We start from the raw sequence: 11,811 nt of genomic DNA, 5'->3' as shown, positions 1-11,811 counted from the left end.
CAGAGTTGTACCGTAACCGACTCATCCTCTGGCGTAAATTAGTCTATAAGAATATAGGTATTGATCCAGATGCGATTTAATTAAGTATCTTCTGGAAACACCCATTTTGGAGGTTCCGTCATTTTTTTCCGCAATCTTTCTTCAGCCATTTCTAGCATTTTGTCTAAAGAAGTCTCTTCGATAAACTTTGAGGTTGCTTCTCTAGACTCGATATTGGGACATTTATCGCCTAAAACGCACCCGTTGACGCAGGCTTCAGCGCAGTTAATTGTCTGCTCCACAGTGAACTCCTCTCTACATTCGGGCGTTTTACCCTTCAAATAAATTTTACTATTATTGGTAATAGGTTATTAACTAATATTACTATCTAACTGCTGTGGGGGTTTAGCACTGCTAATACCCCTACAAAAATCTTAAATCGGTGCGGAAATCCCACCCCTACTACACTCCTATGTCAGAATTATTAGCTAATACTGGAACGATCGCTGCTATAGCTACTGCTGTTGTCCCTCAACAAGGTAGTGTGGGGATTGTGCGGATTTCTGGTGATCATGCGATAGCGATCGCACAAACTCTATTTTCTGCACCTGGAAAACAAGTTTGGGAAAGTCACCGCATTCTCTATGGTTACATCCGTCAACCCCAAACTAAGCAAGTTGTTGATGAAGCTTTGTTGTTGATTATGAAAGCACCCCGTTCTTTTACCCGTGAAGATGTGGTGGAATTCCATTGTCACGGGGGAATTATGGCTGTACAACAAGTATTGCAACTATGTTTAGAAAATGGTGCGAGATTAGCGCAACCGGGGGAATTTACATTAAGAGCGTTTTTAAATGGACGTTTGGATTTAACCCAAGCAGAAAGTATCGCAGATTTAGTGGGTGCGAAATCTCCCCAAGCAGCGCAAACGGCTTTAGCTGGGTTACAAGGTAAATTAGCTCATCCTATACGGAATTTACGCGCTCAATGTTTGGATATTTTAGCGGAAATTGAAGCGCGGATTGATTTTGAGGAGGATTTACCACCGTTAGATGAGCAAAGAATTATTTCTGAAATTGATCAAGTTACGTTGAAAATTACTAAATTATTAGCAACAAAAGATAAAGGTGAATTATTGCGAACTGGGTTAAAAGTAGCGATTGTTGGTCGTCCCAATGTGGGAAAATCGAGTTTATTGAATGCGTGGAGTCAGAGCGATCGCGCTATTGTCACAGATTTACCCGGTACAACCCGCGATGTAGTTGAATCTCAGCTAGTTGTGGGGGGGATTCCTATCCAGGTTTTAGACACAGCAGGGATTCGGGAAACAGCAGATCAGGTAGAGAAAATAGGGGTAGAGCGATCGCGTCGTGCTGCGAGTGCTGCTGATTTAGTATTATTGACTATTGACGCTTCCGCAGGTTGGACAGAAGCAGATCAAGAAATTTATGAACAAGTAAAACACCGTCCGGTGATTTTGGTAATTAATAAAATTGATCTTGTAGAAACACATAATGTAGAGACGTTGCATGCAAAGTCTCTACACTTGAAATATCCAACAAGTATTAACCAAGTTGTAAAAACCGCAGCAGCGCAAAATCAAGGAATTGATGGTTTAGAAACTGCGATTTTAGAAATAGTCCAAGCGGGAAAGGTGCAAGCTGCTGATATGGATTTAGCAATTAATCAAAGACAAGCCGCAGCCTTAACAAAAGCGAAGCTTGATTTGGAACAAGTGCAAATAACAATTATCGAACAGTTACCCTTAGATTTTTGGACAATTGATTTAAGAGGAGCGATTTATGCATTGGGAGAAATTACTGGGGAAGAGGTGACGGAATCAGTTTTAGATCGGATTTTTAGTAGGTTTTGTATTGGGAAATAAACTGACATTTTGCACCAATTCCGAACGACTAGAAGTCGCGGCTATAAAAACTAAGTCCACCTGCGTGGACTAATATAAAATCAATGTTTTCGAGCCTCGGAGACAGGCTTTGCATCTAGTTGAGGCTGGTAATGGGTAATAGGTAATTTGTGATCAAATCCCAGTCTTAATCCTGGAAATCCTGATTCTGTCAATTAAACCTTATCCTTAACAGGTGTCGCAATACCACGCTTCACCAAACCCGCTTCTAGTTCATGAATAAATCGCAAATCTTCAACCAATAAAGGATAATCATCATTTAATAATGGTTCTTTTTCTAAAAAAGTAAATGCTTGACGGAATTGAATAGGACTAGCTTTAATTGGTGAATGAAAATGACAAGCAACAATTTGCTCAAAATCCCAAATTGCAACTTTATCAGCCCAGTCTAATACTTGTTTTGGTGCTTGGGGAAGAATGAGAATTTGTAAAATCGGTGCGACAAAAGGGCGACCATTTCCACACAACGCATCAAAAGACTGTTGCCAATTATTTCGCCAGCGAAAAGGAAATAAACCAAAATAAGCTTTGGAAGAATGGTCTGGAGCTTTTTTAGCATCTTTCCACATTTCTCTCATTCCCATAATTTCTAAAGCACTGGGACGAAAATAAATTGCAAACAAAGATATTTTCTGCCATCCTTGACGACGATTTTTTTGATTATCTTCTATAATCTCTTGTCCATGTTCTCTGGCGTGAAATAATAAAGGATATGGTTCTAATTGTAAAATTTCTGGTGGTTCTTCTTTGACTGAAACTATAGTATCTGTTAACAAGAGAGTGCGCGATGGTTTGTGAAATAATGCCACTTCCACAAAAGCACCCTTTCCTAAATTTATATCTAAAATTTTATATTCAAATTCATCACCAAAAGGATTTTGATGAATATTTTCCGTTAGTTCTAAAGTTCGTTTTTGAGGAAAGCCAAGCCAACTCAGTGGTAAATTAAATGGGAAACTCCACTGATGAGGTGCAACATAAACTACAGCTTGGGGAAATTTTCTGGCAAAGGGGCCAACAAAGATTTTATGCTCTAAACCAGAACTGGTAGGTAGGAGAATATATTTAACTTCACCATGCCTTGCTGCCAACTCTTGAACCAAACGAATACATTCTCCTGTGGGTGCGACAGGTGCATAGACTAAAAGACCTCCTGCTTGCAGCTTGATGACGGTCATGCGAATTGGTACGATGGTATAGAGGATGCCTTGTAATTGGTCAAATGTCCAAACGCTATCCTTAACTATTTCCCGTCGAACTGTTCGTCGTTTACCGTAGGGATAAAGTGGTAGTACAGGCCAAAAAGGCCATGACCAATCTCGCTGATTTATGCTTTCCTGGGCGTTCATTGTTGTTTAATCAAATGTGTCTTTCCCATTTCTACAGAAATCCTAAATCATTTCTGAAAAATTTTGAGTTGTCTAGGATGGGCATCATAGTAACGCTGATTTAGTGCAGAAGGCTAAGTTTTTAATTTTTAATTTTTAATTTCATTCTGCGGTACTAGCATCTAGTATCTATGTAGTGTAAAAATATTCCTACCTCAATAGGCTCAAAACAAGAATTATGACTATGCATTCTAATTTGCAACGTGCCTTTGCTAACCGCAGTGTCCTGAAAGTAATTAGCGGTTTGAATAATTTCAACGCTGAAAGTGTTGCTGCTACTGTGAAAGCGGCTGAGTTGGGTGGTGCAACTTTTGTAGATATTGCTGCTGATGCAGCTTTGGTTAAATTAGCTAAAAGTTTAACAAGTTTACCAGTTTGTGTTTCAGCTGTAGAACCTGAAAAATTTGTTCAAGCGGTAGCTGCTGGTGCTGATTTGATTGAAATCGGTAATTTCGATTCTTTTTACGCTCAAGGTCGTAGATTTGAAGCTGAGGAAGTTTTAGCCCTAACTCGCCAAACCCGCGCCTTGTTACCTGAAATTACCCTATCTGTTACCGTTCCTCACATCCTGGAATTAGACCAACAGGTACAACTAGCTGAAGAATTGGTAAAAGCTGGTGCTGATATCATCCAAACCGAAGGCGGTACTAGCAGTCAACCCTCTCACGGTGGTACTTTGGGATTAATTGAAAAGGCTGCTCCTACTTTGGCTGCGGCTTATGAAATTTCCCGTGTGGTTTCCGTGCCTGTATTATGTGCTTCTGGCATTTCTAATGTTACTGCACCTTTAGCGATCGCAGCTGGTGCGGCAGGTGTTGGTGTCGGTTCTGCTATCAACCAACTTAATAGCGATATTGCTATGATTGCCGCAGTCCGTGGCTTGGTGGAAGCTCTAGCAACCGCAAACGTGCGTACATTTGCATAGATTGGTAGGGGCGGGGCTTCCCCGCCCTAAATTCCTAAATTCCCCGCCCCACATCTTAAGATAAACAATCCTTCAAAGCATAAATCACCTGATCTTGCTGTTCTTGTCTCAGTTCTGGGAACATAGGCAGAGATATGACTTCATGACAGGCTTGCTCAGATATGGGCAATTGTCCGGGTTGATAGCCTAAATTTTCATAAACTGGCTGTAAATGTAAAGGACGAGGATAGTAAAGCATGGAGCTTACTCCTTTATCTTGTAATTGACTCCGTACCCAGTCCCGATATTTAGCACTTGCACCATTTCTGCCTTCACCAGAAATACGAATGGTGTATTGATTCCAGACACCTACTCCTCCTAGTAATTCTTGGGGTGCGACGATACCGGGAATTTGACTGAGGAATTGATAATAATAAGCTGCGATTTGTTGTCGTTGTTTGTTCCAAGTATCTAAATAGCGCAGTTTGATTTGCAGAATTACAGCTTGGATAGAGTCTAATCGGCTATTCACACCGATTTCTTCGTGAATATATCTTTCTTTACTGCCATGTTCCCGTAATACTCTCAACTTGGCTGCGATCGCACTATCATTAGTTGTAATTGCTCCACCATCACCACAACCACCCAGATTCTTGGTTGGGTAGAAACTAAAACAGCCAATGTGTCCAATGCTGCCAACTTTTTGCTCATCCCAAGTTGCACCTGTGGCTTGCGCGCAATCTTCAATTACTGCTAAATTGTGAGCCTGTGCGATCGCCATTAATCCTGTCATATCCACAGGTAGTCCGAACAAGTGAACTGGCATAATAGCTTTGGTTTTGGGTGTAATTGCAGCTGCAACTTGCTCTACATCTAAATTAAACGTAGTTGCATCAATATCCACAAAAACCGGTTTTGCACCCACTGCACTGATGACTTCCGTCGTTGCAAAAAAGGTGAAAGGTGTGGTAATAACTTCATCACCTGCACCAATTTCTAGAACCCGTAGCGCCAGATAAAGCGCGTCAGTACCAGAATTACAAGCTACACATTCACTTACCCCATGATAAGCAGCAAACTGGCGCTCAAAACCTTCAACAACCGGCCCACCAATATAACGCCCAGAAGTCAGAACTTCTAAAACAGCAGTACTCACTTCTGCCTCAATGGTGGCATATTGCTGCTTGATATCAAAGGCAGGGATGGAATTTACGCTTTGGATCATAAGTTTTTATTTTAATGCAGATACAAAAGATACACTTTTACGGGCGCTGTTAGCTAATTAAATTTTTCCCAAAAGCCTGAAAAGCGCCATCGCTCAAAATACTCATTTGTTCAGGGTTTTTACTGAATTTACCGGAAGATAAATGATGGAACCTCTCAAATTTGTTCAATATTCAAAATCACTGCTAACTGCCATGATAAATGCAGACGATTTAGAATTTTGAATAGTTCTTGTGTAGGCTGTTTTAAGCAAACAATCCCCGGAAGTAGAGAAACCATGCCGGATTTGATTAAACTGGATATTGTGGATTTAGCTTTAGCTGTGGCATTAATAGCGATCGCTATTGGTTTATCTGCCTGGGAAAAGTTAGGACTAGAGTTAAACTTAGCTTTAGCTACCGGTAGAACCATCCTCCAACTCATCGTCTTAGGATACGTTTTAGACTTCATCTTTGCTGTAAACAACGTTTGGGCTGTTTTGGGGATTTTAACAATCATGCTGACAATTACGGCGATTGTCGCACGAAATCGCATCAGCCAAAAAATTCCTCTCGTACTCCCTTTAGTCTGGGGAGCAATTTTTGCCAGTACAGCCTTAACATTGCTTTACACCAACTTTTTGATTATCCAACCAGACAGATGGTACGAGCCACGTTATATCATTCCCTTAGCAGGTATTTTGCTCGGTAATGGTATGAATGCCGCAGCAGTAGCTGGAGAAAGGCTTGTAAGTGCTATTAACCAATTTCCCACAGAAATAGAAACACATTTAAGTTTAGGTGCTACTCCCCAGCAAGCTGTAAGTCAATACCGCAAAGATGCAATTAGAGCCGCATTGCTTCCTACCCTGAATCAAATGATGCTAATAGGCATGGTAACAATACCAGCTTTCACCAGTGGACAATTATTAGCTGGAGTCACCGCTTTAGAGGCTGTATCTTATGAAATTGTGATTATGTTTATGGTTGTTTTCGCAAATTTGCTGACAACACTTTTAGTTACCAAAGGATTGTGTCGTCAGTTTTTTAATGATGCTATGCAGTTGGTGAGGTAAGAAGATGTTCGATTAATTACTTACTATTTTAAAAGTACTCCACCTCATCAAAAGTGGCTTTTTAACTGCTGCTAAAACCTTATCTACTAATGACAATTAAATTTAAAACTAGCTCCAGCCAGCATCTATAGCAGGTGACAGTGCTAGAAGCCGTTTATTGTCTAAGTTTTAGCATTGGTTAATGTCCTAAGCGCCTTGTCCGTTGCTATAGCTATATGTCCAGACAAACAAAAGTTTATTTTCGGTAGAATTACGTATGTATTTTTTCTTTTATATCAGGTTTAATAGATATTAAATCAAACAATAATACTTAAGCAAGAAACCACATAGCTAGTCTTTTTCAGCTTAAAAGAAGCAGGTGCAAGCTTAGAGTTTTTAGCACTAAATTGAAAACCTGATTACCCAGTGTAGCGATTTGACAGGCACAGCAATTTACTCGTAATGGCAACTTATACAGATTGGAATCAGGCATTAATTGACTACTTTATCAGTGGTGTCCCACGAAATACAAAAGTTTACCTCAATGTTGATGAGTACATCATTGAACATATTGGTTACAACTTCATAAACTCATCACTTAGAGATACTAACTTGATTGATGACTTCAACAGCGCAGTTAGAAGAAAAGTAATTGTTGATGAACAGGTTGATTTAAAACGCTTAAAAGGGAGAGATACCCAAGGATTTCCTCAAGGAGTAGCTTTTTTATGTGCTAGTGTACTTGCAGCTTCTCTCATGGGAGAAGAAGAAAAAATCTCAGAAAAAGATTATTTTCAACGCTTACGAGAAATTTTAACCTTACCTGGTTTTCATCGTCCAGCAGGAATGAAAGTTGGTTCAGAAGCAGAAGAACCTTTATGGCAAGAATGGAATCTCTGGTTAATGGAACAGGGATTTTTACCCTCAGCCCAGCAGGGAAAAGGTGGACCAACTAAATATATTAATTATCCTATTTCTCAATGTTTATTGCGTCGTACTGATAAAGATAAATTACGGCAATTATTTCAAGATAAAAAATGGAAAGGACAATGGGATACTCAAACATTATCGGTTTATATACGTAAAGAAATTAACAATTTAAGCAAACATTTACAAAAATTACTCACCGAAAATAGGCAACGCTATGAAGTTGTAACAGAAGCCATACATCAAATTTATGAACAATGGCAATCTCAAGGATGTCCATCTGCTGATAAATTCAATTATCGCAGTTTTAGCAGTCATATTTTTTGCGGTTTATATCGTACAGAAGATCCATTTTTAGAAGAAGTTGATTATTATCTTTATCCTAAACAACAACGAGGTAGAAAGTTAGATTCAGTTACAGTTAAATTAGGTGATAATCACCAGAAACTAATGGAAGAGCGTCCTGGATGGTATTTTCCATTAGATTCTCAAGTAAATGAAAAAGACTTAGAACAAGGTAATAGATATCAAATTATTGAACCTGATAATTTAGATTATTTAATTTTGCCAAATCGTGATTTTTGGATATTAATATCTGATCCAGAAAATTCTGAATCGGGAGTTTACGCATCTTGGGAAAATCCATCATTAGGAAGTGAGTTTATCATCTTATCCAAAAAAGCAATATTGCCAGATATTCAACGTTTAAAAGATGAGAATTTATTACAGTGGAATGGTGAACCAGAACCGTTATCTACTAATTCTGATTGGGTAGAAATTCAACAATGTATGGTGATTTCTCCAGCTTGGGATGGAGTCTTTATAGAAAATCAAGGTTTAAAAGATGCTTTGCAACCAAGTGTCAGTTTATCAATTAGTTTATCGGGTGGTTTGCGAGTACCAAAAATGGGTGCTTGGGTAATAGATAATAGTCCAGAAATTACTGTTTTTGGTTTTTATCCAACTGTAGATTTACAAGTAATTCGCTTATCTGATAATTCCAAAGTGTTAGAAAAAACTCAGACAACAAATATTTCTCTAAAGATTGATTTCTCTCATCCTGGTGATTATCTGATTATAGCCAGTGTTGCTGGTGAATCAACTCAAAGATTAGTAAAAATTGTAGCTTGGCAAAATGTTGATTTAGAAAACCATTATGAATATCAGATAATAAATTTGAATTCTAATTACAACATTTGTGGAAGTCTTATTCAAGAAAATATATCAAAACTTTAAAAGGTAGGGTGCATTATGCCAAAAGTACAAAGATGGTATACAGGATTTAGTTATCGCGGAAACCCACAAGAAATGATTAAACAGATTTCTGAGCAAGTACAAAGACATAATCTCAGTAAATCAATACCACTTTTGAGAGTAGAGAAAAATCCGGGTAAAAACTTTTATTTTTTTCTAGCAATTGAAAGTGAACAATTGGGAGAAATATCATCAGAAGTAAAAACCAATTTACTACAATTGCCATTATCTTTTTTTCAGCGTCCAGTTCCTGGTAAAAATATCTTTACTTATGAACAAATAAAATCAATGGTGGGTGTAGCTCATGATGTTTATAATTACACCACAAATATTCCTTACAACCCACAAGTCAAAATTACCGTTGATAATCCCTTAGAATTAACATCATTACAATCAATTAATTATACTGATTGGGTGAAAACCTCTGAAAAAAGTAATCGCTTATTATATTGGTTATCAATTCTTGGTAATGGAACATGGGAAACCTTCAGAAAAAGTTGTCAGACACTCCAACTAGAAGAACCAAAACGGATTTTAAGAAGATTGCGATTATTAGGACATTTGGAAACTTCTGCAAACGGTTCTAAATGGTCAACTGCACCAACAACAATTGTCAAAATAGAATCCGAACAACCAGAATTTATCTTATGTGGTCAACGTAATATCAACTTAATTAATCAGCTAGAATCATCAGGTATTATTACTGATATTATTTATCAACCTAGAGGAGAAGCACCCGCTTGTCTGCGTTTAGTAGTTAATAATCCTGATATCATTACCAACAAATTACCGATTATTAACGCAGGTGAAGCATCACGAAAATTAGCTGGAATCTTGCCAGAAATTACAACTTGGCAACACAATTTAACTCGTTTAGAACTTGTACCAAGTATGCAGCAATGGAAACAATTTAACGGTAATGATTTTGAAAGTTGTGGTACTCCTCATGAAACAGGGATGTTTCAAATGTGCGATGAAAATCTCAACCCTCGTTACACCCTTTTTTATAACCAAGAAACTAAAACTTGGCATCAAGGAGATTGGTATGGTTTAAGATTTTTGGCTTTACACTCTCAAGGAATTGCTTGTCAATATTATTACAACACTGCTAATAAAAGTTTAGCAATTCCAATTAATCAACGTTGGCCAGAAATTTATGAACGTGCTTTAGTTTTAGCATCTGGGAAACTCCCCACTTATCAAAATTCATGGCTAATTTATGAAAATATCTGTGAGGAAATTGCCTATTTATTAAGTGAAAAACTTAATGTAAACTTTAATTCAAATTATCAGGAGGAATTAAGCTGTGCATGACGTAATCGGAGCATATCAAAGACTTAGCCATATTTACAATTTGTATATCAAAAGTGCCTTTCCCTTGCGTTATCGTTCTTTAGCTGCGGAAAGAGAAGAGATATTACAAAAACCAGAGATTTTAAGTCAACCACCTTTAATTGAACCTGTCCCCATTTATCCCTCTTCAGGATTAGATTTACAAGCTGCTGCTAAACAATTACCTAGTAAATATCATGATTTAGCACAATTAGGAAAAATGCTATTTGATAATGGGATTGAACTTTATGATCATCAATGGCAAAGTTTACAGGAAGTTTTAATTAACCAGAAAGATTTAGTTGTGACAACTGGTACAGGTTCAGGTAAAACAGAGTGTTTTCTATTACCTTTACTTGCTCATTTAGCATGGGAATCTAGCACTTGGTCACCTAGTAAGCCTAAACCAAATAATCATCATTGGTGGCATAATAACAATAACCGAGTATCTCAATGGAAGGAACATATAACTCGTAAACCAGCATTACGGGGTTTAATACTTTATCCTCTTAACGCATTAGTAGAAGATCAATTAAGACGATTGAGAAAAACCTTAGAAGCACCAGAAATACATAATTGGTTAGATCAAAAAAGAGGTAAAAATCGGATTACCTTTGGTCGTTATACTGGAGAAACACCAATTCCAGGTGATGAAACTCCTCAAAAATTACAAAAACTCAGACAAGAATTAGCAGAGTGGGAACAACAGCAAAACAAGATTAGTAAAGCTAATTTATCTGTGAATCCTGATTTACCTTATTATTTTCCCCGTGTTGATGGTGGAGAAATGTGGTCACGTTGGGATATGCAAGATACTCCACCAGATCTTTTAATTACTAACTATTCAATGCTGAATATTATGTTAATGAGAAGCATTGAACAAGACATTTTTGAAAAGACAAAAGATTGGTTAGCAGAACCTAATCATCCAGAAAGACAATTTTTCTTAATTATTGACGAATTACACGCTTATCGAGGTACACCAGGAACAGAAGTTGCTTATATTTTAAGATTGCTATTTTCGCGGTTGGGTTTAACACCTGATTCACCAAAATTGCGAATTATTACAACTACTGCAAGTTTAGAGGAAAATGCAGAAGGTAAAAAGTTTTTACAAGAATTTTTTGGACGCGACGAAAAACAATTTGCTTTTATCTCTCAACCGCAACAACCACCAAAGGTAAATGCTAGAAAATCTTTGATAAATCATCAAGATGCTTTTGCTAATTTTGCTCATTCTGTACAATCAAATCCCTTGGAATCAATGGGACAACCTGATATAAATGATCAGAATGTAGCAAATGCTATATCAACTTTAACCAATGATTTAGGTTATGTAAGTTCTTCATCATTAAGTTTAGAAAGACAATTAGGAGAATCTTTAGAAAATATTGATGCTGGTGAAGCTTTGCGTGATGCTTGTCAGAATGTAAATGGTAGTGTTCGCGCTACAAAAGTGGAAGATTTACAAAAGCAAATTTTCCCAAATTCGCAACGTGGTGATAAATCAATGCGGGGTTTGTTGTTAGCTTTGGGAATGTCTAAATTAGACAATGGTAGATCACCCCAACCTGTGCGCGGACATTTATTCTTTCATAATTTACAAAGTTTATGGGCTTGTTGTAATCCTAATTGTACAAAAGTTGATCACACTAAAAGACAAAATGATTCCCCAACAATTGGTGCTATTCATGCTAAACATCGTCTAACTTGTGGTTGTGGTTCTCGTGTTCTTGATTAGACATCTCCGGAAATAGCTAAAGTGTTACTGCCACTGCTTTTAAAAGTGAGATGCCCCAATGCAAAGGTAGCTGGCTGGTACGCTAAAATAAGCGTTAGAGATGCC

Annotated in this window: 10 protein-coding genes; 6 read left to right on the top strand and 4 right to left on the bottom strand. The window is 37.7% G+C overall.

All coding sequences use genetic code 11. From position 1 onward, the window contains the following. Nucleotides 1-80: 80 nt before the first annotated feature. Nucleotides 81-281, bottom strand: a complete 201-nt coding sequence (locus H6G68_RS15875) for a hypothetical protein (protein ID WP_190907512.1) — start codon at nucleotides 279-281, stop codon at nucleotides 81-83. A gap of 170 nt (nucleotides 282-451) precedes the next feature. On the opposite strand from H6G68_RS15875, the gene mnmE reads away from it, so the two are divergent. Then, nucleotides 452-1,864 (top strand): tRNA uridine-5-carboxymethylaminomethyl(34) synthesis GTPase MnmE, encoded by a 1,413-nt coding sequence (mnmE, locus tag H6G68_RS15870; RefSeq protein WP_190907511.1) that lies wholly within the window; start codon nucleotides 452-454, stop codon nucleotides 1,862-1,864. A gap of 194 nt (nucleotides 1,865-2,058) precedes the next feature. Here mnmE and H6G68_RS15865 read toward each other — a convergent pair whose 3' ends face one another. Next, nucleotides 2,059-3,252, bottom strand: coding sequence for a DUF4336 domain-containing protein (locus H6G68_RS15865; protein ID WP_190907510.1), 1,194 nt, complete (start codon nucleotides 3,250-3,252; stop codon nucleotides 2,059-2,061). Between the two features lie 217 nt (nucleotides 3,253-3,469). On the opposite strand from H6G68_RS15865, the gene H6G68_RS15860 reads away from it, so the two are divergent. After that, nucleotides 3,470-4,216: a DUF561 domain-containing protein gene (locus tag H6G68_RS15860; RefSeq protein ID WP_190907509.1), complete on the top strand. Its 747-nt coding sequence runs from the start codon at nucleotides 3,470-3,472 to the stop codon at nucleotides 4,214-4,216. Between the two features lie 55 nt (nucleotides 4,217-4,271). Here H6G68_RS15860 and H6G68_RS15855 read toward each other — a convergent pair whose 3' ends face one another. Both H6G68_RS15855 and H6G68_RS27645 read right to left on the bottom strand, forming a co-directional pair. Then, a complete protein-coding gene (locus H6G68_RS15855) occupies nucleotides 4,272-5,420 on the bottom strand; it encodes a DegT/DnrJ/EryC1/StrS family aminotransferase (protein ID WP_190907508.1) in 1,149 nt (382 codons plus the stop codon). Nucleotides 5,421-5,575: 155 nt separating this feature from the next. Further along, on the bottom strand, nucleotides 5,576-5,698 hold the full coding sequence (locus H6G68_RS27645) for a hypothetical protein (RefSeq protein WP_277925533.1): 123 nt from the start codon (nucleotides 5,696-5,698) through the stop codon (nucleotides 5,576-5,578). Here H6G68_RS27645 and H6G68_RS15850 point away from each other — a divergent pair. The 4 genes from H6G68_RS15850 (at nucleotide 5,697) to H6G68_RS15835 (ending at nucleotide 11,706) form a co-directional block, all read left to right on the top strand. Beyond that, entirely contained in the window at nucleotides 5,697-6,473 is a 777-nt protein-coding gene (locus H6G68_RS15850) for an ABC transporter permease (protein ID WP_190907507.1), read from the top strand. The genes H6G68_RS27645 and H6G68_RS15850 overlap by 2 nt on opposite strands. Nucleotides 6,474-6,914: 441 nt before the next feature. Beyond that, on the top strand, nucleotides 6,915-8,615 hold the full coding sequence (locus H6G68_RS15845; RefSeq protein WP_190907506.1) for a hypothetical protein: 1,701 nt from the start codon (nucleotides 6,915-6,917) through the stop codon (nucleotides 8,613-8,615). A gap of 15 nt (nucleotides 8,616-8,630) precedes the next feature. After that, on the top strand, nucleotides 8,631-9,947 hold the full coding sequence (locus tag H6G68_RS15840) for a hypothetical protein (protein ID WP_190907505.1): 1,317 nt from the start codon (nucleotides 8,631-8,633) through the stop codon (nucleotides 9,945-9,947). Further along, nucleotides 9,940-11,706, top strand: coding sequence for a DEAD/DEAH box helicase (locus tag H6G68_RS15835; RefSeq protein ID WP_190907504.1), 1,767 nt, complete (start codon nucleotides 9,940-9,942; stop codon nucleotides 11,704-11,706). The genes H6G68_RS15840 and H6G68_RS15835 overlap by 8 nt, the downstream gene beginning before the upstream one ends. Nucleotides 11,707-11,811 lie beyond the last annotated feature (105 nt).

Source organism: Anabaena catenula FACHB-362 (assembly GCF_014698735.1).
Classification (GTDB): domain Bacteria; phylum Cyanobacteriota; class Cyanobacteriia; order Cyanobacteriales; family Nostocaceae; genus Anabaena; species Anabaena variabilis_A.
Note: the sequence above shows the minus strand (reverse complement) of the source record. Positions and strands in the feature narration are given on the sequence as shown.